Origin of the sequence: Elizabethkingia sp. YR214 (genome assembly GCF_003058195.1) — a bacterium.
Classification (GTDB): Bacteria; Bacteroidota; Bacteroidia; order Flavobacteriales; family Weeksellaceae; genus Elizabethkingia.
Window position 1 is genome coordinate 199,103 of sequence record NZ_QBUH01000005.1, and the last position, 24,786, is coordinate 223,888.

Below are 24,786 nucleotides of genomic sequence, written 5' to 3' on the forward strand. Positions count from 1 at the left end.
GCATACCTACTTCGTATTTCTAACTTCGTACCTCTAATTTACAGTTAAATCGTTGAATTGTTTATTTTACATTTCACACTTCTAACTTCTAACTCCGTACTTCTATTTATTCGTATTGTTCAACATCGGAACAAACTTGTAAAGCCCGAATTCTTCTTTCTCAAAAGAAGTTTCTCCTACTTTTCTGAAACGCGTGAGAATCTGCTCATCTCCTTCTCCTAAAGGAATAACCATTAATCCACCAATTTTTAGCTGTTTTAATAGCTCAATAGGTAAAACAGCTGCTCCGCAGGTCACCAAAATCTTATCAAATGGTGCAAAGGTCGGTAAGCCGGCAAAACCGTCACCGAAGCTTTGGAACTTTGGTCTAAGTCCTATCTCCCGTAACTTTTTTTCTGAAAAATCATATAGATCTTTTTGCCTTTCAATAGTGTATACAAAGGCTTTCATTTCAATTAAAACAGCAGTCTGATAGCCACTTCCAGTGCCTATTTCCAAAACTTTTTCCTGTTCCTTTACTCTTAAAAGCTGTGTTTGCTCTGCTACAGTGGACGGATGAGATATAGTCTGGTCTGCAGCAATAGGGAAAGCTCTGTCTTCATAAGCATAATCTTCAAAAATACTTTCCAAAAAGAGATGGCGGGGTATTTTGTTTATTGCCTGAAGAACATTTTGATCCGAAATTCCTTTCGACATCAAATAATTCACCAGGTGTCTTCTTTTTCCCTTATGCACAAAACTATCTCTCATACGGCAAAAATAGGGAAAATACTTATTAGTTTACCTTTATTGATTGATAGTTTACACCTGATATTATCACACTTACATGCTATAGTTGGAATACAACTTTACACATCAATACCTTACAAGTTATAACTCATAATTCCTAAGCGTTTATTATCTTTACGAAAATTTAAAATTACATGTTAAAAGCGGGATTAGTAGGTGCCGGCCACTTAGGAAAAATTCATTTGAAACTTCTGAATCAATCTGAAAAATATGAATTGGTAGGCTTTTACGACAGTGATGCTGAAAACGGAAAGAAATTAGAACAGGAATTTGGTTATAAATACTACAACGATCTGGACCAACTATTAAGTGAAATTCAGGTTTTGGATATTGTAACACCTACCCTCTTCCATTACGAATATGCAAAAAAAGCAATAGAAAAAGGAATTCATTTCTTTATTGAGAAGCCGGTTACTCAAACTCTGGAGCAGGCAGAAGAATTGATTCGTCTTTGCGAGGAAAAAAATATAAAAGTACAGGTAGGTCACGTTGAACGTTACAACCCTGCTTATATTGCAACAAAGAGCTACCTGAGCAATCCTCAGTTTATTGAAATACACCGTCTGGCTGAGTTTAACCCTCGTGGTACAGATGTATCTGTAGTATTGGATTTAATGATTCATGATCTGGATATATTACTGAGTATTGTGAAGTCACCTGTAAAACACCTCCATGCAAGTGGTGTATCGGTTGTAAGTAAAACACCAGATATTACCAATGCCCGTATAGAATTTGAAAATGGTTGTGTAGCAAACCTTACCACCAGTCGTATTTCTATGAAGGCAATGCGTAAGAGCAGATTCTTCCAGAAAGATGCTTATATTTCGATAGATTTCTTGGAGAAAAAGGCAGAGGTTATCCGTATGCAGGCAGCTCCGGAAACACCATCAGATTTCGATATGATTATAGAGAATGCTGAAGGTGAAAAGAACCAGATTGTATTCGAATATCCAAATATTCAGCCGAACAATGCTATTCTGGATGAACTGGAAAGCTTCGCTCAGGCTATAGAAGAAAATACACCTATTGAAGTAAGTTTAAATGACGGAACCGAGGCATTGAAAGTAGCACTGAAAATAATGGAGCTGATTAAATAATATTTTTGATGAGATTTTTAATTTTTGTTCTTCTTTTATCACTTAATTTGGTTCAATGTTCCAAAGGCAATGAACAGAAAGATGAATATGAAATTATTAATCTTATTCTTAAAAAACATGTTAATACTTATAGTGTAAGAATTTTCCCTAAAAAAGGCTATTCTGATGAAAAAATCAGAAAACATTTTAATGACAGCCTTCTTCATACGGGAAAACTAACCTATTATCTGCATTCATCCATAGACAAGCTAGACACCACAAGTTCTCGACGAACTATAATAAAAGATAAAAAAATAGACCTCAGTAAGATACAATCTTTAGAAATTAATAGAATAGACAATATTCCTTGTAAAGATAAAATGATGGATTCTTGTGATCCTTATTTTACTGCTGCGTATTATTTTTCCGAGATTAAATTTACAGGTAATAAAGCTCTTGTTATGCTTAATTTTCAATGTGGTGGAAGATGTGGAAAAGGTATATTGATAAAACTTTTAAAAGAAAATAATCGATGGAAAATTGTAAAAGAAGATATGGTATGGATTTCCTAAAAAATATTTATGAAAAGAATTAGTATTATTTTTCTATTTTTCTCTCTTTTTGTTTTTTCTCAACATTCAAAACCTGAGCTACTAGAGAAAATAAACTCAATTACAAAAGGTAAAAAAGCGACCATAGCTGTTTCTGTTTTGGGAATAGAAAACGACTTTCAGTTTAGTAATGCCAATGGTAATTTAAAAATGCCAATGATGAGCGTTTTTAAATTCCATATTGCATTAGCAGTTCTGAATCAGGTTGACAGAGGAAATCTCGCTCTGGATCAGAAAATACTGGTTAAAAAATCTGATCTACTAGAGAATACTTGGTCACCGATACGTGAAAAGTATCCGGATGGAAATGTAGAACTTCCTTTAAGTGAAATTATTACTTATACCGTAGCCCAAAGCGACAACAATGGTTGCGACATACTATTAAGACTAATTGGCGGGGTTAAAACCGTACAGAAACTAATGGATGTAAATGGTGTAAAAAACTTTCAGGTAAAGTACAATGAAGAAGAGATGGCTAAAAAAGGTGTACAAGCGCCTTATGCAAATTACACGACCACAGCATCCATGGTGAAAACACTGAAAGCATTTTATATAGGAATGTTTTTATCAAAAAGATCCACAGCTTTTTTAATGGAGATTATGACTAAGACCAATACCGGGATGACAAAACTTCCGGGATTGCTTCCAAAAGTTAGGATGGCCAGAAAAACAGGTTCTTCTGGTAAAATGAAAAATGGATTGACTATTGCCGAAAACGATTCAGGAATTGTAACTTTAGGCAGTGGTAAACATTATGCAATTGCAGTATTTGTAAAAAACTCTATGGAAACTGAGGAAGTCAATTGCGGAATGATAGCCCAGATCTCGAAAGTTGTTTGGGATACCTTAAATAAAAAATAAAATAAACCCTCATAAAAAAACCGAAAGGTTCGTAAATTCTTTAATAAAAAATAAAAATTATGAACAAGAATATTGTAGTAATTGGTGCGGGAACTATGGGTAACGGAATTGCTCATACTTTTGCCCAGACCGGATTTAAAGTAAATTTAGTAGATGTTTCACAAGAAGCGTTGGACAGAGGTATTAAAACTATTACCACCAATCTGGACAGAATTATTGCTAAAGGAAATCTTACAGAAGAAGAGAAATCCAATACACTAGCAAACATCTCTACATTTACAGCTTTGGAAGATGCTGTTAAAGATGCCGATCTTATTGTAGAAGCTGCTACAGAAAATATAGATTTAAAGCTTAAAATATTCCAACAAATGGATGCTGCCGCTCCGGCTGATTGTATTTTAGCAACCAATACATCTTCTATTTCTATTACTAAAATTGCGTCTGTAACTTCAAGACCGGAAAAAGTAATCGGAATGCATTTTATGAATCCGGTTCCTATTATGAAGCTTGTAGAAATTATAAAAGGTTACTCTACTTCCAAGGAAACTTTCAGTGCTATCTATGAAATGAGCAAAACCCTGGGCAAAGTACCTGTAGAGGTAAATGATTATCCTGGTTTCGTAGCGAACAGAATATTAATGCCTATGATTAATGAAGCTATTTATTCATTATACGAAGGTGTTGCCGGAGTAGAAGAAATAGATACTGTAATGAAACTTGGAATGGCTCATCCGATGGGACCATTACAGTTGGCTGACTTTATCGGATTGGATGTTTGCCTTTCTATCATGAATGTATTATACGACGGCTTCAAAAATCCTAAATATGCGCCTTGCCCACTTTTAGTTAATATGGTAACAGCTAAAAAGTTAGGTGTAAAATCAGGAGAAGGCTTTTACGATTATAGTGAGAGTAAGAAGGCCGAAAAAATTTCCAAACAATTTGCAAAGTAAACGAGGAAAGCCGAAAAAATTTTCCCTATCTTTGAAATATCAAATATTAAAGAAATGAAATTACCTAAGTTTTTATTAGCCGACAATTCAGACTTTCCAGAGGATCTTTTTGTAGTTCATACTGAGTATCCACGTTTTATCCTAAATGTTGAGGAGGAAGAAGTAGAATGGTTAGACGATTTAGAAGGTGATGATGAAGAGCAAGTAGCAGAAGAAGCTACTAAAGTTGTAGAAGAAGCTTTCAAATGGTGTGATGCTGAGTTGGAAAAGTATGACGACGAAGACGAAGCTTAATTGTAAAATCTAAAAAAATAAATCCGCTCTTACGAGCGGATTTTTTATTTTAGTTTGCTTTCTGAAATTTCATTAAGAGCATATTTCCTTTATAGAGCTCCAGAGTATTTTTTACAACAACATACTTATCGGCAGACTCCAGTATTTTAATAAAATTACTCTCTATCTTCATATCCATACTAGGACAAGCCATTCTGGTAGAACCAATTTGTTTTATAGAGAAATCTCCTTGCTTAGACTGGATTGTAATATCCTGACTAAAGATTTTATTACAACCTGCATTTCCGCTCATTCCTTTTTCAGGATCAAAGCTTATATAAGGCTTTGCATTGGTCTGAAGGTTATCCATAACCTCCCAACGGGTATTGGACAATGTAGGCTGCTGTGTTCCGATCTTAGAAACATTTCCCAAATTAGCAGTGGAAGTACAGGATGACACTGCAGCTAAAATTCCTATTGAGGCTATATAAAAAAGCTTTTTCATATGTAAATTTTTATCTTTTAGTCTGTATCCAATACAGTAATCTTTAATCTATTGAAAAAGACCACTGTACCAGTCCAGATTTCATAATTATAATCTTTTAGCAGATTGTAAAAATACTATTTTTTTCAATAAATGAATTTAAGAACGTAATTCAGCATTAAATTCTTTCTGATACTTCTTAATCAGCTTATTCATAATATTTGTAATCTCAGCTTCCTCTAACGTCTTCTCTGTATTCAATAATTCAAAGCTTAGAGCATAAGACTTCTTCCCTTCCGGAAGATTTTTACCTTCGTAAACATCAAATAACTGAATCTTCTTAAGGTTAGAAGAAATATCATTAGATGCCTGAAGCAAATCGTTATAAGAAACAGTTTTATCTACTAATAACGCTAAATCTCTTCTTATCTTATTAAACTTCGGAATATCTACGAATTTAAAGTTAGTTGTGCTTCTTAAAGCCTGGCAAGCTTCCAGTTCTATCTCTGCATAATAAGCAGGTTGAGAAAGATCCGCATCTTTTAATAAAGCTTTGCTTACAACACCTATTCTGGCAATAGTTTTTCCTTCAGCAACAATTTCTAAAGCATCTGAGAAACGTGTATCTTCTAAAGCTTTTTCAGTAGTATTCAGTCCTAATTTGTCCAGCAATAACTGAACATAACCTTTCAGGATGAAGAAATCCGTCGGAGACTTACTCAGTATCCAGTTTTCAGGGTTATTATTACCGGAAACAAGAATTGCCAATTGTTTGCGCTCTTCAAATTTCTCTTTTTTGAAGTAGATTTTTCCAAGCTCAAAGAATTTAATATCCTGATTCTTACGCTTGATATTGTAATCAGCGTTCTGTAATAATCCTTCTAATAAAGACTGACGCATTGTGCTAAGTTCATTACTCAACGGGTTTAGTAAGGTAACTGCATCTGCTTTTTCTTCTTTAAGAGAAGTCAGAGAGTTATTCATTACTTCATTAAAGCCATTGGACTGTAACATTCTCGCCCAGAAATTTTCCAGAGAATCCTGATCATCTAATGTTAAACGAACTGGTGTAAATGCTATTTTCTCCTGAGAGCTTACTTTGTTATATCCGTAAACACGAAGAATTTCTTCTATAACATCAATTTCTCTGGTTACATCAGCTCTGTATGGCGGAACAGAAATTTCCAGTCCGTCTTTAATCTCATTCAGAACTAATATATCAAGAGATTTCAGAATTTCTTTTATTGTTTCTCTGTGGATCTTAATTCCCAGAATCTGATCTACTTTGGAATATCTAAGGATAACTGGAAAATAATCAACTTTCTTAGGGAAAGATTCAAGGATTTCTCCTTTTAGTTTTCCGCCAGCAATTTCCTGAATCATCTCTACTGCTTTTAATAAAGCATCTTTAGTAATATTAGGATCTACACCTCTTTCGAAACGGAAAGAAGCATCTGTATTTAGTCCATGTGCCTTAGCAGCTTTACGCACTGCTACAGGGTTGAAATATGCACTTTCTAAGAACACAGAAGTTGTTCCTTCTGAAACTCCTGAATTTTCACCACCAAAAACACCGGCAATACACATTGGTGTATTATCTCCGTCTTTGATCATAATTTCGGTACTATTCAAGATACGCTCCGTACCATCCAGAGTTTTGAATTTCGTTCCTTCAGCAGCCACTCCTACTTTCACTACATGTCCATTGATCTTTGCAGCATCAAAAGCATGCAAAGGCTGTCCATAAGAATGTAAAATATAGTTGGTAATATCTACAACATTATTAATAGGTCCAAGGCCAATAGCTTTCAGACGATTTTTTAACCACTCCGGAGATTCTTCAACTTTAATATCTTCGATAACAGCACCTAAATAACGAGGTGTTAATTCTGTATCTTCAACTTCAAGTTTGAAGTTATGGCTTCCTTCGCCGTTAATTACAGGAGCCTGAAGCTTGTTGAATGTAGATTTTAGTTTATTCAAAGATAAATAAGCCTGAAGATCTCTGGCAACACCATAATGCGACATAGCATCTGTTCTGTTTGGTGTAAGTCCGATTTCATAAACCTCATCCTGCTCTACTTTAATATAATCGGATAAAGACTTTCCAACTTCATATTCTTCCGGCAATACCATAATTCCGGCATGGCTTTCTCCAAGACCTAATTCGTCTTCAGCACAAAGCATTCCTTCTGACACCTCTCCTCTAAGTTTGGATTTAGCAATTTTAAAGGAATCTCCGTTATTCAGATGAATTGTAGTACCTATTGTAGCCACTGCTACTTTTTGTTCTGCAGCAACATTGGGTGCACCACAAACGATATGTAAAGGTGTTCCGGTATTAATGTCTACAGTAGTTACTTTCAGTTTATCTGCATTAGGATGCTGCTCACAAGTAAGCACTTTTCCAACCACTACTCCATTAAGACTTCCTTTCACAGATTCATAAGGATCTATTCCTTCCACTTCCAGACCTAAATCTGTAAGAATTATTCCAAGCTTTTCAGCTGACAAATCTGTTTCAAGGTGAGTTCTAAGCCACTTATCAGAAATTTTCATGTATTATTTTCTTATTATTTAGCTGCTGTATTTCGCACAGCTTTTATTACAAAATTTTGAACTGCAAATTTAATAAAAGAAAAAGCTTCATCCTGCATCTGATCCGATATTTTATATCCAATCAAATAAAGATGAAGCTTTTTGTCTATATTAAAATAAAATTATAGGCCAATTACAGGCATCGAAAGCATAAGGATGCTCTCATTTTCTTCAAGACCGTCTACTGGTTCTATAATCCCCGGACGGTTTGGCTGTGACATCTTCATCGTAATATCATCTGATCCTAAAACAGAAAGCATTTCTGTTAAAAACTTAGAGCTGAATCCGATATTAATATCTTCTCCGTTGTACTCGCATGGAATCTGCATATCTGCTTTGTTTGCATATTCGGTATCCTCTGCGTGAAGGTGAAGTAAATTTCCTGAAAGTTTGAATCTTACCTGATTAGTCGATTTGTTGGAGAAGATAGATGCTCTTCTGATAGAACTTAGTAATAAGTTTCTGTTAATCGTTAATACATTAGGATTCTCTTTCGGGATAACAGCTGTATAGTTAGGATATTTACCGTCGATAAGACGGCAGATCCAGATATTATCCTGGAAGCTGAACTTAGCCATATTTTCATTGAATTCGATAAGAACTTCATCGTCTGTATTGGACAGGATGTTCTTGATGATAGCCAAAGGTTTCTTCGGCATAATGAATTCAATATTGTCAATATTCATTACATCTTTTCTGTTGTATACTACCAAACGGTGAGAGTCGGTAGACACAAAGTTAACTTCGTTCTCATTAAACTGGAACAAAACACCTGTCATTACAGGTCTTAGTGAGTCGTTACTTGTTGCAAACAGAGTGTTAACCAATGCTTCTGACAAAATTCCAGCCTGAATTTTCACGCTTTTAGAAGCATCAAATTCTGGCAACTCAGGATAATCCTCAGCATTGTCTAATGCTACGAAGTAATTATCCTTCTCATCCAAAATCTCAAGAAGACTGCCAATTCCGTTTTCAGACTCTTTTTCTACAAAAGTAAGAGGCTGATCTCCGAATGATTTAATTACATCCAGAAACATTTTAGCCGGAACAGCCATTCTCCCGTTGTCTTCAGACTTTACAGGAATAGAAGTTATTAAAGTTGTTTCTCCGTCGGAAGCGGTAATTTTTAGATTGTCATTTTCCAGTTCAAAAAGAAAATTCTCTAAAATCGGTCTTGACTGGGAACCAGAAATTACTCCGCTTACCGTCTGCAAGGCTTTTTGTAACTCGCCGCTGGCAACAATAAATTTCATAAAATAATTTTATAACGCAGACAAAGATAATGATTCTCCATACAAAAAGGAAACTAAATGATGATTTAGTTTCCTTTTTTATTGTATTTTTTTGCACATTCTCTAATCCACTACAGGAATGATTACTCTGGCATGTTCATCATCGCTGTGATCAATAGTGAAATTAAGCGCCATGTAAAGAAAATGTAAATTTTTGTTTCCGTTAGGTGAAAATTCTCTCTGCCACATATACCCCATTGAAGTACTGACCGATTTATTGAATTTATATCCAAATCCTGTAAACAGCCTGTTTCTCTTTAGGAAATCAGATTTCGGACCAACAAACAGCTCTTCAAATGCGTTAACAAAAAAAGTATTGGCCTGCATCTTTGGATTGTTAATCGGCATAGTAGCACTCAGACGATACCTGAATCTGTTATCAGTTGTGTTTTCTCCAGTTTGCGACATATGGAAAAACCGCTGTTCAGCACGTCCCCTGTGATCAATATTTATACGTCCAATATTATGACTATAAGTATACTGTAACCATAACCTTAGTTCTTCCTGAGAAATCTTTTGTTCTTTATAAGTTCCGTAACGTCCTATTCCTACAAAAGCCTGATTATCGCGGTTGATATTATACCCTACACCACCTTTAGTTTCGTAATAATCGATATTGGTATAATCCTCAATAGATCTGGTCTGAAATTCCGTATAAGCCATCCATTTTTTTGAAAACTTATAAGTAATTGATAACATATTGAAAGAAGAAATATGCTCTTTATTCTGAGCTTTCCCTATAACTGCCAAAGTAAGCAGCACAAAAACAAAATGTTTTTTCATTCGTATAACCGGAATTAATGACCTTTTTATTCTAAATTTACTTTATCAAACGGAATACTCTGTACATGAAATATTCCATTCGGCAAAAGTAATAAAAAAGAACCTAGAATTTACCTTTAAAATTAAAGCCTAGCTGAAACCATCTTCCCGGCATTGGTACAAGGCTTGCACCGGTATATTTTGCATTGGTAATATTGTTAATCAACAAGAAAATATCAACATCTTTGGTACTAAATGTAAGCTTCTCTTCCAAAAGATTATAACTTCCTAATGTTACACGCTGGTTGTACTGATACACAAGTTCGTTTGTAAACTTCCAGTACCCCAGTGTCAATTTTGCATTAAACTGATGCTTCAGATTCTCCAAAGCATAACGTGAATTTTCACCCTTATCATTGTTTTTAGCTTTGCTATCAAGATAAGTATAGCCTACAGATATGTTTTTCACGAAACTGTTAAAGCCTTGCGAAGCTTCTACTTCCAATCCTTTGGTTTTTACATCAGAAATATTCTCCGCCATCCAGATACTCGTTGCATCTGTCCTTGTCCAGTCAATCGCATTTTTAGAATCCCTACCGAATACACTTGTTTTAAATAAGAATTTTTGTCTATTGAAACGGTAACCAATTTCATAGGAAAGAGCATTTTCAGGTTTCAGATCAGCATTTCCCTGCTCTGTTTTGCTCTGATAAAACAAATCGGTATAAGTTGGTACTCGGTGTACTTTTGCAACATTACCATATACTTTGTTTTGTTTATCTATATCAAAACCTACATCTACCCCGGGATAAAAGAAATTTCCTGTACCTGTATAATTTACCCAGCTTGCCCCCGGAATTATACTCAATCGGTTATTGATAAAAGAAAAATGATGTTCCGCCAAGATCTGAGTAACAAAACGCCCACGAGCTCCCAGATTGTTACTTCTTAGATCTTCCTGATGCATTTCCGCACCAATACCTGTAACTCCAAGAGACGATTTATAACTTAAATTTAGTTCCCCGCCATAGTTATTACCAATATGCATATTGCGATAGATTTCAGGCTTATTTCTCACGAAAAGATACATATCCTGTGCCCTACGCCAGTATAAATTGGCATTTACACCCCAATTTCCAAATTTCTGATTATAGATTGCACTTACCAGTGAAGTTTGCGTTTCTTCATACTGATCTTTAGCTGCCGGTGACGAGTAAAAGCCATTGGCCCCAAACTTTTTTTCTACAAAACCAGCCTGAAATTTAATGCTTCCGTCTTTTATTTTCATCTGGTTCTGATACCAGAAATTTTTAATTTTATAATCGGTATTATAGCGATACCCTGCAGATTCAGAGTTATTTACCTGTAAAAAGTTCCCAAACTTCTCATTACCAAAATCAGCTGCGGCTCCTAGTGACCATGTTTTATAATCACCTCCTGTTGCAGAAACTCTGTACTCACCCTTACCGGAAGCTTTTGTAATGATATTAATAACCCCAGCGTAAGCATTTTGTCCAAATCTGCGGGCTGCAGGTCCTTTTATAATTTCTATTCTTTCAACAGATGCTAAACTGAACGGTACATTCATCATATTATGTCCTGTTTGGGCATCACTCATCCGGATACCATTAACCAGCATCAGTACCTGCTCAAAAGAACTACCTCTTATACTAACATCAGCCTGAGTATCTGCCATGCCTCGTCTTCTGACATCTACACCTGTATAGTAAGCTAACAGATCCTCAATAGATTGCGCAGGTGCTTTCTCGATCTGTTCTTTGGTGATAATCTCAATATTTTCACTTACTTTTTTATACGGAAGCGATAAGAACTTCCCGTCTATCACTACCTCATCAATCGCTTTTTCCTGGGCCATAATACCGACAGTAGGAATCAACACAATAGCACTTAGTAATAGTTTCTTCATTATAACAGTAATTTTTAAGTCGGCAAAGGTACTGGAGTCTCATCTAAATATCCGGATCCGGATTTTATGATAAGTGCTAGTCCGGTTAGTTTTTAATAGATTGCATCGGTTTACTCATTTTTTAATCCATTTACTTGTAAACTTCCCGTTTTATTTTGGATATCCCTTCACTATATAATTTAGCATCTTTTATGATTTACAATTCCAATATCTACTTCGTATTAGGCTTTAATTTTTGTAATTTTGCATCCTTATAATTATTATGGCACACCAGGACAATATAGATATTAAAAAAGAGATTTTTGTTAAAAACGCCCATCTCAATAATCTAAAACATATTGATGTTTCCATCCCGAAAAATAAGCTTACCGTTATCACGGGAGTTTCCGGTAGTGGTAAATCTTCCTTAGCCTTCGACACAATCTATGCTGAAGGCCAAAGACGTTATGTAGAGAGCTTAAGTTCCTATGCCCGACAGTTTCTCGGGAAGCTGGAAAAACCAAAGATAGATGATATTAAAGGACTTGCTCCTTCAATTGCTATCCAGCAAAAAGTAATCTCCTCTAACCCTCGTTCCACAGTGGGAACAACCACAGAGATATATGATTATCTTAAATTATTATTCGCCCGTGTTGGACGCACCTATTCTCCTATATCCGGAGAAGAAGTAAGAAAAGACAGCGTTACCGATGTCATTGACTTTATTAAAGCTCAGAAAAATGCACCTACACTTATTTTACGAGCGCCATGGCATTATGAATCCGAAAATTTTGCAGAACAGCTTAAGACTTTAAAACTACAAGGTTTTACAAGACTTGAAATTGGTGGAAATGTTGCCAGCATTGAAGACCTGGAAAGCTTTGGATTTGTACCCGAAGCAGGAACCGAAATCTTTCTGGTTATCGACCGCTTTAAATATGAAGATGACGAAACCTTCCTGCAACGTTTAGCAGACTCTATACAAATGGCATTTTATGAAGGCAAAGGCTATTGTTCTATCAAAAATGCTGATAACGAGAAAATCAGAGAGTTTTCGAATAAATTCGAACTGGACGACATTGTTTTTAATGAACCAAATATTCATTTTTTCAGCTTTAACAATCCTTATGGTGCATGTCCTACCTGCGAAGGTTATGGGAAAATAATAGGCATCGATGAAGACCTTGTGGTTCCTAATAAAAACCTTTCGGTTTATGAGGATGCTGTTGCACCTTGGCGCGGTGAAACCATGAAAGAATGGAAAGCTGCTTTTATAAAAAAGGTAGCCAAGGATTTCCCAATACACAAACCTTATTTTCAACTTACCAAAGAACAGCGTCAGTTTTTATGGCGCGGTGATAAATCAGCAAACTTCCCTGGTGTAGATAATTTCTTTAAAATGCTTGAAGAAAATCTTTACAAAATCCAGTACCGTGTAATGCTTTCCCGCTACAGAGGCAAAACAACATGTCCGACATGTGAAGGGTTGCGTCTAAGAGAAGAAAGCTCCTGGGTGAAAATCGATGGTCATAATATCCAGTCTATGGTTGAATTACCATTAGATGAATTATTACCACGTATTCAAAGTCTGAATCTAAACGAGCACGATGCTGCTATTGCCAAAAGATTGGTATACGAAATTGTTTCGCGTTTAGAATTTTTAGTAAAAGTAGGTTTAGGCTATCTTACCCTTAACCGTAACTCAAATACCCTATCCGGAGGAGAGAGTCAGCGTATTAATCTGGCAACCTCTTTAGGAAGTAGTTTAGTCGGGTCTATTTATATTCTGGACGAGCCTAGTATCGGACTTCATTCCCGCGATACAGAAAACCTTATAGAAGTCTTAAAAAATCTTCGTGACTTAGGAAATACCGTTATTGTGGTAGAACACGATGAAGATGTGATGCGTGCTGCAGATCATATTATAGATATAGGTCCGGAAGCTGGTTATCTGGGTGGTGAAGTTGTATTTAGTGGTGACTTTGAGGAAATAAAAAAAGCAAATACACTAACTTCTGATTATCTAAACGGTGTTGAAGAAATTGCGGTACCCAAACACAGAAGAAAGCCGAAGGAATTTATCCATATAAAAGGAGCCAGAGAAAACAATCTTAAAAATGTTGATGTAGATATCCCATTAGAAAGCTTAGTTGTAGTAACAGGTGTTTCGGGAAGTGGAAAATCTACATTAATGAAAGATGTTCTGGCACAAGCGGTTCAGATAGAACTGGAATTAGGAGGTAAAAAAGCGGATTTTGACTCGATAGCATTCCCGAAAAAGCTGATTCAGAATATCGAAATGATTGATCAGAATCCAATCGGAAAATCATCCCGTTCCAACCCTGTGACTTATCTGAAAGCTTACGATGATATACGTGATCTTTTCGCTAAACAGAAAATGTCCAAGCACATGGGACTGAAAGCGAAACATTTCTCTTTCAATGTAGATGGCGGCCGTTGTGACGAATGTAAAGGTGAAGGTGTAATTACTGTTTCCATGCAGTTTATGGCAGATATTGAATTACAATGTGAAACCTGCCATGGCTCTCGTTTTAAAGATGAAATTCTGGATGTAAAATTCGATGAAAAGAATATCTCGGACATCCTTAATCTTACGGTAAACGAAGCTTTAGATTTCTTCAAAGACAATCATCAGGATAAGATTGTTCAGAAACTAAAACCACTTCAAGATGTAGGGTTAGGCTACCTTCAATTAGGACAATCCTCTTCTACTCTTTCCGGAGGTGAGGCACAAAGGGTAAAATTGGCCTCTTTCCTTGTGAAAGGTACAAGTCACGACAAGACTTTATTTATATTCGACGAGCCTTCTACAGGTCTCCATTTCCATGATATCAACAAGTTAATGATTTCGTTACAGGCGCTGGTTAATCTTGGCCATTCTGTTATTGTGATTGAGCATCAGCCAGATATTATTAAATGTGCAGACTACATTATCGATATAGGTCCGGAAGCGGGTAAGTATGGTGGTGAAATTGTATTCGCCGGAACTCCTGAAGAACTGATAAAAAACAAAACCTCACATACCGCAAGGTTTATAGAAGAGAAATTAAAATAAAAAAAGCCTGCTTCTGCAGGCTTTTCTATTTGTTGTAATATGTTTTCTATTTAAAGAATACAGATAAACCAACTCCTACTCCAAAGGAATTTACATTTGTTGTAACGCCACTGTTCTTACTTGAAAACTGAGAATAAGATAATCCTAAATCAGCTGCAATACTTGGAGTAAAGAAATATACAAAACCTCCTTTTACTTTCCATGCAAAGCCATCAAATGTAGTTTCATTTGTTCTTCCTCTGTATTCTTCTTTTTCAGTTATAGAAGAATAACCTATACCCGCTCCTAGATAAGGCTTAATTACAGTATTATCTGTAAAGTAATAGGTAGCAGTAGGTAAGATAGCAAATGTATTATTTGTACTCTTAGCATCATCATATTTTGTAGTCGTACTTGTAAAGCCTAAATCTAAACCCACAGATAGCTTATCAATTACAAAATAACCAGCAGAAGGTGTAATTGTAAATGAATTAACCTTCGGGCCATCCATAGAAACGTTATTGCTTTTAAATTTAGTTGTTACATTGTTGAATCCTAAAGTAGTAGATCCCCCTACAACCCAACTTCCTTTTTCTGTTTGTGCACTTGCAGCAAATCCTAATAGTGCAAATGCACCAATCAATAAATTTTTCTTCATAACTGTTTAAATTATTATTTCACCGCGCGAAGATATAAAATATAATTAATCCTTTTGTGATATTTTATAATTTAGAATCCTTCTTTGTTAAAATAAAAATCCTCCGCTTTTCAGCGGAGGGTAAATTTAAAATTATTGTACTCTTCTAGGCTCTACAGTAATTGTATAATAATCTGATCTATAATCTTCCCGAACTCTTGATGGTAAATCTGTTATAATTTTTTCACCAAAAGCAATAATAACATCTCCAAGCTGATTACTAGATTTTGTTATTTTATGTGTTACTGTTGAAGACTGATTTCTTTCTAAACTAGCACCAAATTTAATTCCAATTTTCTTTATTAACCCATCCGTATCAATACCAAAGTTAGTAGCATATTTAACATCTCTTGTATCTGAAGTTGTTATTTCTTCGGTAAAATCTACCTCCTCAATACTAATTTTAATTGATGAAGCATATTGATTGAGATCCCAACTAAACAAAGGGATATTTAAAGGTATTGTTCTTGGTTCAATTTTTTTTAATGAAAAAAATTTCATTTCTACCCCTAATTTCTTTACATATTTAGCTAATTCATATTCTGTATTAAAAAGTTCATCAGGTGTAGCGCTAAAATATTTTACAATAGAGCTTCCAATACCATTACTTGCATTAACTAATACATTCACTCTAAACTCAAATTGACCTCCCGACCATGGAGATCTTGGCATATCAGTAGTAAAGCCTTTTCCTTCTACATAATTAGGATTATTAGTAGGATCCCCTGTTGCCCCAGATATAATTGAGACATCACTACCTTTATTCATTCTAAACGAAGTTAAATACTCTTTAAAATCATATTTAAATTGGCCTCTTTGCTGACCAGGCGTAATGTCATAATAAATATAATCTCTCTGCCATCCATCATTATTTTTATAAATTTCGTAAGCTTGTTGTATCTTAGAATCAAAGGACTCTATCGAATTTATGATTGCCCCAGATTGTATTTTTGAAGCAGATTTCAGAATTTTATTTGATTTATTCCCATTAAAAGCATCATCTAAAAATTCAAAATTATAAGAGCTTCCCTTCAATACATTATCTTGTATTACTGCTGGTGAATTAGAAGCTACAGTATTATTTCGTATTGAATTACTAGTACTAATTTTAACTCTCTCATTCTCTTTTACTACTACAACCGGGAATGATGGCGTGTATTTAGCTTCTAAAAAAAATTCCTCCCCTTTTTCATTTACTATTGGGGTATCATTAGTTGTATCCAAAGTATAGGCGACTTGTGGAATCTCAGTTCTAGAATTCCATTTTTCTGCCGAAAAACTATCCATTGGCAATTCGGGAACAAAAATAGTAAGTGTGGGATACAGCCTTTCTAAAGCTTCTAGATTTTCTTTTTTATCATATTGCTCTGCGATAATATCCTTAAATATTTTTCCTCCAACCATTCGATCCTTAACTATTTGATAGAGTATATCATAGTCATTATCAAATTTTTTAAGTGCTTCTTTTTTAATAAAGTCTCTTAAATCAGCATTAGAAGCTAATGCTTTAGCCAATGCTATCGAGAATTCCTGTTTATAAACTGATTTTACATCAAGTAAATTTTGCTGAGCCTGTAATTGAGCATCTCGGTTAGACAAAGACTCCTCACGGCAAGCTATAATGCTGGAAAGCAAAATAGCAGATAATAGAATTTTTTTCATATTTTAATATAATTTGATTAATTCAAATATATTAAAACACATTAAAATAATTAACAATATTAATATATGATATTTATCATATAGAAAATCCTCCGCTTTTCAACGGAGGACTAAATCTATATTAAAATATAATTTACTTCAGCTTAAAGTTAAATCCTAAATTTACGGATCCAATATTTCCGTTATCAGAAACTCCTTTATAACCTAAATAAAGCTCCCAATTTGGTTGTTGATAACCCACTTTTGGTTGGTAATAAAATCCTCCTCCTGATGAATTTTTACCTGTCGCAAAGCCATATCCTAGATCTGCACCAATAAAAAATTTAGGGTCAATAGAATATTGTGCAGATGCAGCCAATGGAATGTATCCAAAATCAGAAAACCCCGCATCTTTCCAATCGGATTTTAAGAAAAAGTGCTGATAACCTGTTGCAATACCTAAATCAAAATTTTCTGCTAATCTCCATTGGTATGCTGCATCTAATCCTAAAGTAAAACTTGATACATCAGAAGCATCACCTACAGGGATACCTACGTTAGCTCCAATTTTGAATTGTCCAGTAGTTTGTGCGCTTGCAGCAAAACCTAAAAGTGCAAATGCACCCAGCAATAATGTTTTTTTCATAATAGTTTAAAATTTTATTTCACCGCGTGAAGATATAAAAATATTTAATAAGTTAAATTATCTTAATATTTCATTATCACTGTATGCTATAATAGAAAACAAAAACCTTCGTTTTTCAACGAAGGTTTTATTTATAGTAAGTTGTTTGACCTATCTAAATTTAAAGTTAAATCCGAGATTTACAGACCCTACATTTCCACCATCCACTGAGATCCCTTTATATCCTAAATAAAGTTCCCAGTCTGGTTGCTGATAACCCACTTTTGGCTGATAATAAAAACCTCCTTTAGTCATATCAGAATTAGTAGAAATCCCATACCCTAAATCAGCACCGATAAAAAACTTCGGATCGATAGAATATTGCGCAGATGCTGCAATTGGAATAAATCCATAATCTTTACCACCAATATCTTTAAACTTTGACTTTGTGAAGTAATGGTGATAACCAGTCGCAATACCTAAGTCAAAATTTTCTGCTAATCTCCACTGATAAGCCGCATCTAATCCCATAGTAAAACTAGTAGTATTAGAAATATCACCAACAGGGATACCAATATTAGCTCCAATTTTCAATTGTCCGGTAGTTTGTGCACTTGCAGCAAACCCTAATAGTGCAAAAGCACCTAACAATAATGATTTTTTCATAATATTAATTTTATAACTGTGGGTTATCAATTACAAATACTATGCTAAAATATGTTAAAATTTTATTTTTCCTGCATTCTACCCTCTTCGCTGCTATAAGCCTGAATAATTTTTCTCACCACCGGGTGTCTTACCACATCTTCGTCAGTAAGATGTATAAAGCCTATTTCTTCAATATTTTTAAGGATAAACATCGCTTCTTTTAATCCGGATTGTTGATTTTTTGGTAAATCTATCTGGCTAGGGTCTCCTGTAATAATAAATTTGGCATTCATCCCCATACGGGTAAGGAACATCTTCATCTGAGAATGCGTTGTATTCTGTGCTTCATCCAGAATTACAAAAGCATCATCCAGCGTTCGTCCACGCATAAAAGCCAAAGGAGCAATTTCTATTACCTTTTTCTCGATATAACCTTCCAGCTTTTCAAAAGGGATCATATCCCTCAAAGCATCATATAAAGGCTGCATATATGGATCAAGCTTCTCTTTCATATCTCCCGGAAGGAAACCCAGACTCTCACCTGCTTCTACGGCCGGACGGGTTAATATAATCCGTTTAACCTGCTTATCTCTAAGAGCTCTTACCGCTAAAGCTACACTTGTATAGGTCTTACCTGTTCCTGCAGGTCCTATAGCAAAGACCATATCCTTTTTCTCGGAAACTTTAACCAACTTTTTAAGGTTAGTTGTCTTAGCCTTAATAATCTTTCCGCCAACACCTTTTAATAAGATATCGCTGTCAAAAACGAGTTGTTTTTCGTTTTCATCTCTTATTTTCAGGATGCTTTCTACATCTTTTAGCTCTATGCTGTTATTATTTGATATAAAAGAAACAATATCGTCCAGCTTTTCCTGCAGGACTTTTAGCGCTTCACTATTTCCCATAGCAAAGATAAAATTGTCTCTTCCGGTAACTTTTAATGTTGGAAATGAGGACTTAATCAGATTGAAATACTGATTCTGTACCCCATAAAACTGCTTGGTATCTATATCCTTCAGTTCATAATTTAATTCATACATCCAATACTTGTTTTTACGTGTGTAACTAAACAAATATAACGATTCCGAAAAAAATACAGATAAAAGAATTGTTAATTTATCAGGACTGCTCTGTATTTTCTATCTTTGCAGTATATGCCGATTATTACACTAACTTCTGATTACGGAACACTCGATTACCGGGTTGCTGCTATTAAGGGTAGTATATACAATGAACTGGCGACTATAAACATAGTCGACATTACTCACCAGATACAGGCATATAACCTTCAGCAGACAGCTTATATCATCAGAAGTTCTTACAAATATTATCCAAAAGGGACAATACACATCATTAGCGTGGATTCTTTTTATCATAAAGACCGGAAGAATATTATTGCTAAAGTAGATGATCATTATTTTATTTGTGCAGACAATGGACTTCTGAGTTTAATGTTTTTCGACATTAATCCGGACGACATCTATGAAATAACACTTGGGAGCCGTTTTGATGATCAGGTGAGCTTTACCTCAACAGATATTTTCGTTCCTGTTGCAGCACATTTGGCAAAAGGCGGAATACCTGAAGTTGTGGGTAAAAAGACAGGTGAAATAAAGGAAAACTCCTTCCCAAGAGCTATTCTAAATGAGACTGAAGGCATTATTGTAGGGGAAATCATGTATATCGACAATTTTGGAAATGCTATTTCCAACGTCAGCAGAAATTTCTTCAACAATACTTTGAAATCTTACGACAGTTTTGAATTAAAGTTCAGGAACTTTGTTATGTCAAAAGTAAACAACCATTACACTGATGTTGTAGAAGACTGGGAAAACGAGCCTCAGTACCATGGAAGTGTTTCTGCTATATTCAATGAAAGTGATCTTCTGGAAGTTGCTATTTATAAAGGCAGCAGCATAAACGGAGCCTCCAGTCTGCTTGGACTTAGTGTTGGTGAGCGTATCTTTATAGAGTTCAGCTAAGTGTTTGTATCATTTATAACCAATAATTTATTATTCTAAAATGGCCTACCTCATTATCAAAGCATTACACATTATCTTCATGGTAAGTTATTTCGCAGGGCTTTTCTATACTGTACGATTATTTGTTTACTATAAAGATACCGACGCATTCGACAATCCTAAAAGAGATATTCTTCGTGAGCAATATGCCTTTATGGCCAGCAGGTTATGGAATATTATTACCGTACCCGGAGGAGCACTCATGCTAATTTTTGGCATTACGATGATCTGTATGAATCCGGCATTATTTAAGATGCCATGGTTTCATTTAAAGCTTACAGCATTAGTAGGTCTGGCTATTTATCATTATTGGTGCTGGAAGAAAGTTATTCAGTTGAAGAAGCTCAATAATGCAACATTACCTTCCAAAAATATTGCGCTAAGACAGGCTAACGAAATTGCTACATTCATTCTCTTTTTTGTAGTATTTACTATTATTCTAAAATACGCATTACTAGAATACTGGTGGCAGCTGGCTTTAGGATTTGTAGGACTTGTTATTTTTATTACTTTAGTGGTTAAGTTGGTTAACCGCAAAAGAAAGTAATAAATGAACCCCGAAGATAAATATTTAGAAGTCAATAAAGAATCCTGGAACCAAAGAGTAGACACTCATTTCGATTCTGAATTTTATGATGTAGAAGGTTTTCTTAAAGGAACTACCTCTCTCAATAGTATAGAACTGGATCTGCTTGGAGATATCACCGGAAAAAAAGTGTTACACCTTCAATGCCATTTCGGACAGGACAGCATTTCTCTTTCACGGATGGGCGCTGAGGTTACAGGAATTGACCTTTCTGATAAGGCTATTGAAAAAGCAAGAAAATTAGCCCTGCAGGCAGGTACTGACACCGAATTTATATGTAGTGATGTCTACAATCTCCCAAATGCTTTACAGGAACAATTTGATATTGTATTTACCAGTTATGGTACTATAGGCTGGCTGCCCGACTTAGATCAATGGGCCAGTATTATTAATCACTTTTTGAAGCCCGGCGGACAATTTGTTTTTGCAGAATTTCATCCGGTAGTATGGATGTTTGATGATGATTTTAAAGGAATTGGTTACAATTACTTTAAAAGTGGTGCTATTGTGGAAACTAATACAGGTACTTACGCCGAGAAAGAAGCAGAAATACAGCTCAATAGTATTTCATGGAATCATGGTTTATCTGAAGTTTTCACAAGCCTTATAGGGAATAAAATGCAAATTCAGGCATTCAATGAGTTCAATTATTCTCCTTATAATTGCTTTAGCCATACAGAAGAATTTGAACCTAAAAAATTCAGAATAAAGCACTTGGGCAACAATATCCCTATGGTGTATTCTCTCTTAGCAATAAAATCAGAGTAAGCATAAACCAATAAAAATCACAAATATTTATCTAATGAAAAAACAATTATCTTTTTCATTTCTGTTACTAATTCTAAATCTTAGTGCTCAGCAGCGTTTAGAAAAAGCCGCTGATAGTATTATCAAAGCCAATCACATTCCTGAAATGGCATATGCAGTTGTAACACCTGATAAAATATTGATACAGAAAGTAGTTGGTCATCACCGAATTGAGCAAATCGATGAAAAACCCAATGCCAAAATCAATGATTTTTTTCATTTAGGATCCAATACAAAGGCTATCACAGGCTTCATAGCCGGTTATTTAACCGAACAAAATAAGATTAATTGGGACACAAAATTTTTCGACTTGTTTCCTGAATTAAAAGATAAGAGTAATCCTAAATATCAAAACATTACACTTAGTCAGCTTCTGGAACATAAAGCCAAAATACAGGCTTATACATCAGGAGCCGAATACCAGAAACTTCCTGAATTTAAAGGAAACAAAGCTGAGAAAAGGCAAGCATTTGCTAAATATGTTCTAACACTCCCTCCGGTAGAAAATGGGAAACCCTTCAATTATTCTAATGCTGGCTATAGCATTGCCGCCGTAATGCTGGAAAAAGCCAGCGGAAAAACATGGGAGCAATTGGTTCAGGATGTTTTAAAGGACAAATTAAAATTACAATATAATCTGGGATGGCCTAACAGAACCAATATCAATCAGCCGTGGGGACATTGGATAGATACTAAGCTGGTTAGTATTCCCCCAGAAACCAAATATGATCTGAGCATGGCGGAACCTGCCGGAGATATCAGCATGAATATCATCAATTATTCAAAATACATCCAACTCAATTTACAAGGATTGGCAGGAAAGGATAACTTTTTGAAAGCAAAAACTTATCAGTATTTATTCAATTCATCCGACCATTATAGTATTGGTTGGGGAAATAGCTTCCTGAATAATGTAAAATATTCAGAACATGCCGGATCAGACGGAACTTTCTTTGCTTATACACTTATAAACAGATCAGAATCAAAAGCTTATATTATTTTAATCAATAATGGCAGTGGACAAGCTCAGGATGGTTTATTTAAATTTTTAAAACTCCTTAAGAAGCAATATCCTTAAAACAAATAAGAAACAGTATTACTTTAATCCCCCAAGGATGTCTACAAAACGTTTTTCTTTATTCTCAGGAGAAAACAATTTTTTCTTTACCTCATCCAAATTTATTTTCTTCAAATAAACCTGTAATACATATTTTCGGATCACCTTTTCAATTTTGTTCCAGTCAGTAGTATTTATTTTATGATCAAGCAGTTCCATTACTTCTTTTACATCATAATATTCTGGAAGTTTTTTATATTTTTCAATAATTACCATCCAGTCACCATAAGTAAATAAGCGATCCTCTTTTTTCTGAAGTTCAAGTGCTTTTAGCTTCATCATATTAAAATTAAGCAGCACAGGTATTACAACATCTATTTCTATACACTTCCCTATTCTGGTATAATCTTTTGGAAATTCTTCAATCGCTTCATCTTCTATTAGTTTGCAAAAACGCGGTATTTCCCCTCGCAGAGAATCACAATATTTCTGTTGTCCTTTTACAGAAACAGCAGCTATCATAATCAGCAGAAATAAGCTTAGTCTTATACACTTCTTCATAAGGTAAATATACTGTAGTTTTTATTTAATAGAAAATAGCTATCGTTCCCTTCTATTAGAAAACCTGCACATCTTATCCTACATCAATTCATTCGCTTTTCTGTCATTATATCTTTGTACTACAAAATGAGAGTTATTATGAAAACTTTAGAAATGCTTTTGGTAACAAACCAACAAATCGATTTAAGCCAGTTCAACAACTGGAAAATCACATTAGTAGACAATATAGAAACTGCTATTGAAAAAATTCAGAGCATTGATTTCAACCTCATTGCTTTGGAAAACAATTTTGACAAAGATTCAGTTTCTAAACTACAGAAAATAGCTAGCTTTCAGCAAAGTGATGTACTTGTATTTCCTTTTTCATCTGCTGCAGATATTACTGAGAAAAGCAATCTGATTGCAGAAGAGTTAAAAATACAAAAACAGCAAAACTATTCTTTTACAGATAATATGTTTGCCAGCCATCCTTTGTATTGCAGTAACTAAATCAGCAGTTGACAAAATTAATTCACAATCACAACTTATAAATCAGACATCATGAACACTAAAAAAATAGAAGCAGTAATAGCACCACAAGGAACACACTTCGTAGGAGACGGATTCCGTGTACATAACTTTATCCCTGGCGTATCAGGACTTAGCATGCAGCGTATGAGCCCGTTTATTATGCTGGATTACAACTCTAAATTTGTATTCCCGCCTAGTGAACATTTAAAAGGTGTTGGCGTGCATCCACACAAAGGATTTGAAACCGTTACCATAGCTTATAAAGGCCGTGTTGCTCACCATGACAGCAGCGGCGGTGGCGGAGTTATCGGTGAAGGAGATGTACAGTGGATGACAGCTGCCTCCGGTATATTACACAAAGAATACCATGAAGAAAATTTCAACCGTACTGGTGGTGAATTTCAGATGGTACAATTGTGGGTGAATCTTCCTGCAAAAGATAAAACATCAGCTCCAAAATATCAGGCAATCACTAATGCTGATATGACAAAAGTTGATCTTCCTGATCAGGCCGGAAGTATTGAGATTATCGCCGGAAATTATAATGAGCACAAGGGCCCGGCTTTTACATTTACTCCGGTCAACTTAATGAATGCTAAATTGAATACAGGCGGAAAAGCAAGCTTTAGCTTCCCAGCGAATTACAACACAGCAGCATTGGTTATTGAAGGAAGTGTAAAGGTAAACGGAGTGGATGCGCCAACCGATAACTTTGTACTTTTTGAAAACAATGGTGAAGATTTCACTATTGAAGCTACAGAAAATGCAGTTGTTCTAATTATGAGCGGAGAACCTATCAATGAGCCAATTTTTGCTCATGGTCCGTTTGTAATGAATATCCGCGAAGAAATTATTCAAGCTTTTGATGATTTTAACAGAGGAAAATTCGGAACTTTACAAGACTAATATCTATAGCAGGCTTATCAAGTCTAAGCTTGATAAGCCTGCTGTTTTATATAACATCAAAAGAACA

At 35.0% G+C, this 24,786-nt stretch carries 24 protein-coding genes; 12 read left to right on the forward strand and 12 right to left on the reverse strand.

Annotated elements, in window-relative coordinates:
* Window positions 1-102: 102 nt before the first annotated feature.
* Window positions 103-750 (reverse strand): protein-L-isoaspartate(D-aspartate) O-methyltransferase, encoded by a 648-nt coding sequence (locus C8J95_RS11660; RefSeq protein ID WP_107808488.1) that lies wholly within the window; start codon window positions 748-750, stop codon window positions 103-105.
* Between the two features lie 173 nt (window positions 751-923).
* Between C8J95_RS11660 and C8J95_RS11665 the strand changes: the two genes are divergently transcribed.
* From C8J95_RS11665 to C8J95_RS11685, 5 genes are read left to right on the forward strand one after another with little or no spacing between them, the layout of a single operon-like run.
* Complete coding sequence (locus tag C8J95_RS11665; protein ID WP_034869164.1) at window positions 924-1,886, forward strand: Gfo/Idh/MocA family protein; 963 nt, start codon at window positions 924-926, stop codon at window positions 1,884-1,886.
* 8 nt (window positions 1,887-1,894) lie between these two features.
* Window positions 1,895-2,437 carry a hypothetical protein gene (locus tag C8J95_RS11670; protein ID WP_107808489.1) on the forward strand — a complete coding sequence of 181 codons (543 nt, stop codon included), beginning with the start codon at window positions 1,895-1,897 and terminating at the stop codon, window positions 2,435-2,437.
* A gap of 9 nt (window positions 2,438-2,446) precedes the next feature.
* A complete protein-coding gene (gene blaCME, locus C8J95_RS11675) occupies window positions 2,447-3,337 on the forward strand; it encodes a CME family extended-spectrum class A beta-lactamase (RefSeq protein ID WP_107808490.1) in 891 nt (296 codons plus the stop codon).
* 59 nt (window positions 3,338-3,396) lie between these two features.
* Complete coding sequence (locus C8J95_RS11680; RefSeq protein WP_107808491.1) at window positions 3,397-4,290, forward strand: 3-hydroxybutyryl-CoA dehydrogenase; 894 nt, start codon at window positions 3,397-3,399, stop codon at window positions 4,288-4,290.
* Between the two features lie 54 nt (window positions 4,291-4,344).
* On the forward strand, window positions 4,345-4,584 hold the full coding sequence (locus C8J95_RS11685; protein ID WP_009085191.1) for a hypothetical protein: 240 nt from the start codon (window positions 4,345-4,347) through the stop codon (window positions 4,582-4,584).
* Window positions 4,585-4,633: 49 nt separating this feature from the next.
* Here C8J95_RS11685 and C8J95_RS11690 read toward each other — a convergent pair whose 3' ends face one another.
* The 5 genes from C8J95_RS11690 to C8J95_RS11710 all read right to left on the reverse strand — a co-directional run bounded on the left by C8J95_RS11690 (window position 4,634) and on the right by C8J95_RS11710 (window position 11,626).
* The gene (locus C8J95_RS11690; protein ID WP_059155382.1) at window positions 4,634-5,068 is read right to left on the reverse strand and encodes an META domain-containing protein; all 435 of its coding nucleotides are present in this window, start codon (window positions 5,066-5,068) and stop codon (window positions 4,634-4,636) included.
* A gap of 138 nt (window positions 5,069-5,206) precedes the next feature.
* Window positions 5,207-7,606: a phenylalanine--tRNA ligase subunit beta gene (pheT, locus tag C8J95_RS11695; protein WP_107808492.1), complete on the reverse strand. Its 2,400-nt coding sequence runs from the start codon at window positions 7,604-7,606 to the stop codon at window positions 5,207-5,209.
* A 161-nt stretch (window positions 7,607-7,767) separates the two neighbouring features.
* On the reverse strand, window positions 7,768-8,898 hold the full coding sequence (gene dnaN / locus C8J95_RS11700) for a DNA polymerase III subunit beta (protein ID WP_107808493.1): 1,131 nt from the start codon (window positions 8,896-8,898) through the stop codon (window positions 7,768-7,770).
* Window positions 8,899-9,000: 102 nt separating this feature from the next.
* Complete coding sequence (locus C8J95_RS11705) at window positions 9,001-9,720, reverse strand: DUF2490 domain-containing protein (RefSeq protein ID WP_107808494.1); 720 nt, start codon at window positions 9,718-9,720, stop codon at window positions 9,001-9,003.
* Window positions 9,721-9,823: 103 nt separating this feature from the next.
* The gene (locus C8J95_RS11710) at window positions 9,824-11,626 is read right to left on the reverse strand and encodes a TonB-dependent siderophore receptor (RefSeq protein ID WP_107808495.1); all 1,803 of its coding nucleotides are present in this window, start codon (window positions 11,624-11,626) and stop codon (window positions 9,824-9,826) included.
* Between the two features lie 262 nt (window positions 11,627-11,888).
* Here C8J95_RS11710 and uvrA point away from each other — a divergent pair, with 262 nt between their 5' ends.
* On the forward strand, window positions 11,889-14,681 hold the full coding sequence (uvrA, locus tag C8J95_RS11715) for an excinuclease ABC subunit UvrA (RefSeq protein ID WP_107808496.1): 2,793 nt from the start codon (window positions 11,889-11,891) through the stop codon (window positions 14,679-14,681).
* A 46-nt stretch (window positions 14,682-14,727) separates the two neighbouring features.
* Here uvrA and C8J95_RS11720 read toward each other — a convergent pair whose 3' ends face one another.
* From C8J95_RS11720 to C8J95_RS11740, 5 genes are all read right to left on the reverse strand, one after another.
* The gene (locus C8J95_RS11720) at window positions 14,728-15,318 is read right to left on the reverse strand and encodes a porin family protein (protein ID WP_107808497.1); all 591 of its coding nucleotides are present in this window, start codon (window positions 15,316-15,318) and stop codon (window positions 14,728-14,730) included.
* Between the two features lie 132 nt (window positions 15,319-15,450).
* Window positions 15,451-17,019, reverse strand: coding sequence for a hypothetical protein (locus C8J95_RS11725; protein ID WP_107808498.1), 1,569 nt, complete (start codon window positions 17,017-17,019; stop codon window positions 15,451-15,453).
* A gap of 133 nt (window positions 17,020-17,152) precedes the next feature.
* On the reverse strand, window positions 17,153-17,644 hold the full coding sequence (locus C8J95_RS11730) for a hypothetical protein (RefSeq protein ID WP_107808499.1): 492 nt from the start codon (window positions 17,642-17,644) through the stop codon (window positions 17,153-17,155).
* Window positions 17,645-17,794: 150 nt separating this feature from the next.
* Window positions 17,795-18,289 carry an outer membrane beta-barrel protein gene (locus C8J95_RS11735; RefSeq protein ID WP_035589203.1) on the reverse strand — a complete coding sequence of 165 codons (495 nt, stop codon included), beginning with the start codon at window positions 18,287-18,289 and terminating at the stop codon, window positions 17,795-17,797.
* 62 nt (window positions 18,290-18,351) lie between these two features.
* Entirely contained in the window at window positions 18,352-19,311 is a 960-nt protein-coding gene (locus C8J95_RS11740; RefSeq protein ID WP_107808500.1) for a PhoH family protein, read from the reverse strand.
* Window positions 19,312-19,425: 114 nt separating this feature from the next.
* On the opposite strand from C8J95_RS11740, the gene C8J95_RS11745 reads away from it, so the two are divergent.
* Genes C8J95_RS11745 through C8J95_RS11760 form a run of 4 tightly spaced genes read left to right on the forward strand, consistent with a single transcriptional unit; the run spans window position 19,426 to window position 22,763 of the window.
* A complete protein-coding gene (locus tag C8J95_RS11745; protein WP_078404666.1) occupies window positions 19,426-20,253 on the forward strand; it encodes an S-adenosyl-l-methionine hydroxide adenosyltransferase family protein in 828 nt (275 codons plus the stop codon).
* Window positions 20,254-20,293: 40 nt separating this feature from the next.
* On the forward strand, window positions 20,294-20,839 hold the full coding sequence (locus tag C8J95_RS11750) for a CopD family protein (protein ID WP_107808501.1): 546 nt from the start codon (window positions 20,294-20,296) through the stop codon (window positions 20,837-20,839).
* A 3-nt stretch (window positions 20,840-20,842) separates the two neighbouring features.
* Entirely contained in the window at window positions 20,843-21,646 is an 804-nt protein-coding gene (locus C8J95_RS11755; RefSeq protein ID WP_107808502.1) for a class I SAM-dependent methyltransferase, read from the forward strand.
* A gap of 34 nt (window positions 21,647-21,680) precedes the next feature.
* Window positions 21,681-22,763 carry a serine hydrolase gene (locus tag C8J95_RS11760; RefSeq protein ID WP_107808503.1) on the forward strand — a complete coding sequence of 361 codons (1,083 nt, stop codon included), beginning with the start codon at window positions 21,681-21,683 and terminating at the stop codon, window positions 22,761-22,763.
* Window positions 22,764-22,781: 18 nt separating this feature from the next.
* On the opposite strand, the gene C8J95_RS11765 is transcribed toward C8J95_RS11760, so the two are convergent.
* A complete protein-coding gene (locus C8J95_RS11765) occupies window positions 22,782-23,303 on the reverse strand; it encodes a hypothetical protein (protein WP_107808504.1) in 522 nt (173 codons plus the stop codon).
* Between the two features lie 138 nt (window positions 23,304-23,441).
* Here C8J95_RS11765 and C8J95_RS11770 point away from each other — a divergent pair, with 138 nt between their 5' ends.
* Both C8J95_RS11770 and C8J95_RS11775 read left to right on the forward strand, forming a co-directional pair.
* Complete coding sequence (locus C8J95_RS11770) at window positions 23,442-23,792, forward strand: hypothetical protein (RefSeq protein WP_107808505.1); 351 nt, start codon at window positions 23,442-23,444, stop codon at window positions 23,790-23,792.
* 51 nt (window positions 23,793-23,843) lie between these two features.
* Complete coding sequence (locus C8J95_RS11775; RefSeq protein ID WP_107808506.1) at window positions 23,844-24,719, forward strand: pirin family protein; 876 nt, start codon at window positions 23,844-23,846, stop codon at window positions 24,717-24,719.
* Window positions 24,720-24,786: the final 67 nt, after the last annotated feature.

Bases quoted from the DNA above. Each gene is read 5' to 3' on its own strand.
- C8J95_RS11660 (WP_107808488.1), bottom strand. From the start codon at position 750: ATGAGAGATAGTTTTGTGCATAAGGGAAAAAGAAGACACCTGGTGAAT.
- C8J95_RS11665 (WP_034869164.1), top strand. From the start codon at position 924: ATGTTAAAAGCGGGATTAGTAGGTGCCGGCCACTTAGGAAAAATTCAT.
- C8J95_RS11670 (WP_107808489.1), top strand. From the start codon at position 1,895: ATGAGATTTTTAATTTTTGTTCTTCTTTTATCACTTAATTTGGTTCAA.
- blaCME (WP_107808490.1), top strand. From the start codon at position 2,447: ATGAAAAGAATTAGTATTATTTTTCTATTTTTCTCTCTTTTTGTTTTT.
- C8J95_RS11680 (WP_107808491.1), top strand. From the start codon at position 3,397: ATGAACAAGAATATTGTAGTAATTGGTGCGGGAACTATGGGTAACGGA.
- C8J95_RS11685 (WP_009085191.1), top strand. From the start codon at position 4,345: ATGAAATTACCTAAGTTTTTATTAGCCGACAATTCAGACTTTCCAGAG.
- C8J95_RS11690 (WP_059155382.1), bottom strand. From the start codon at position 5,068: ATGAAAAAGCTTTTTTATATAGCCTCAATAGGAATTTTAGCTGCAGTG.
- pheT (WP_107808492.1), bottom strand. From the start codon at position 7,606: ATGAAAATTTCTGATAAGTGGCTTAGAACTCACCTTGAAACAGATTTG.
- dnaN (WP_107808493.1), bottom strand. From the start codon at position 8,898: ATGAAATTTATTGTTGCCAGCGGCGAGTTACAAAAAGCCTTGCAGACG.
- C8J95_RS11705 (WP_107808494.1), bottom strand. From the start codon at position 9,720: ATGAAAAAACATTTTGTTTTTGTGCTGCTTACTTTGGCAGTTATAGGG.
- C8J95_RS11710 (WP_107808495.1), bottom strand. From the start codon at position 11,626: ATGAAGAAACTATTACTAAGTGCTATTGTGTTGATTCCTACTGTCGGT.
- uvrA (WP_107808496.1), top strand. From the start codon at position 11,889: ATGGCACACCAGGACAATATAGATATTAAAAAAGAGATTTTTGTTAAA.
- C8J95_RS11720 (WP_107808497.1), bottom strand. From the start codon at position 15,318: ATGAAGAAAAATTTATTGATTGGTGCATTTGCACTATTAGGATTTGCT.
- C8J95_RS11725 (WP_107808498.1), bottom strand. From the start codon at position 17,019: ATGAAAAAAATTCTATTATCTGCTATTTTGCTTTCCAGCATTATAGCT.
- C8J95_RS11730 (WP_107808499.1), bottom strand. From the start codon at position 17,644: ATGAAAAAAACATTATTGCTGGGTGCATTTGCACTTTTAGGTTTTGCT.
- C8J95_RS11735 (WP_035589203.1), bottom strand. From the start codon at position 18,289: ATGAAAAAATCATTATTGTTAGGTGCTTTTGCACTATTAGGGTTTGCT.
- C8J95_RS11740 (WP_107808500.1), bottom strand. From the start codon at position 19,311: ATGTATGAATTAAATTATGAACTGAAGGATATAGATACCAAGCAGTTT.
- C8J95_RS11745 (WP_078404666.1), top strand. From the start codon at position 19,426: ATGCCGATTATTACACTAACTTCTGATTACGGAACACTCGATTACCGG.
- C8J95_RS11750 (WP_107808501.1), top strand. From the start codon at position 20,294: ATGGCCTACCTCATTATCAAAGCATTACACATTATCTTCATGGTAAGT.
- C8J95_RS11755 (WP_107808502.1), top strand. From the start codon at position 20,843: ATGAACCCCGAAGATAAATATTTAGAAGTCAATAAAGAATCCTGGAAC.
- C8J95_RS11760 (WP_107808503.1), top strand. From the start codon at position 21,681: ATGAAAAAACAATTATCTTTTTCATTTCTGTTACTAATTCTAAATCTT.
- C8J95_RS11765 (WP_107808504.1), bottom strand. From the start codon at position 23,303: ATGAAGAAGTGTATAAGACTAAGCTTATTTCTGCTGATTATGATAGCT.
- C8J95_RS11770 (WP_107808505.1), top strand. From the start codon at position 23,442: ATGAAAACTTTAGAAATGCTTTTGGTAACAAACCAACAAATCGATTTA.
- C8J95_RS11775 (WP_107808506.1), top strand. From the start codon at position 23,844: ATGAACACTAAAAAAATAGAAGCAGTAATAGCACCACAAGGAACACAC.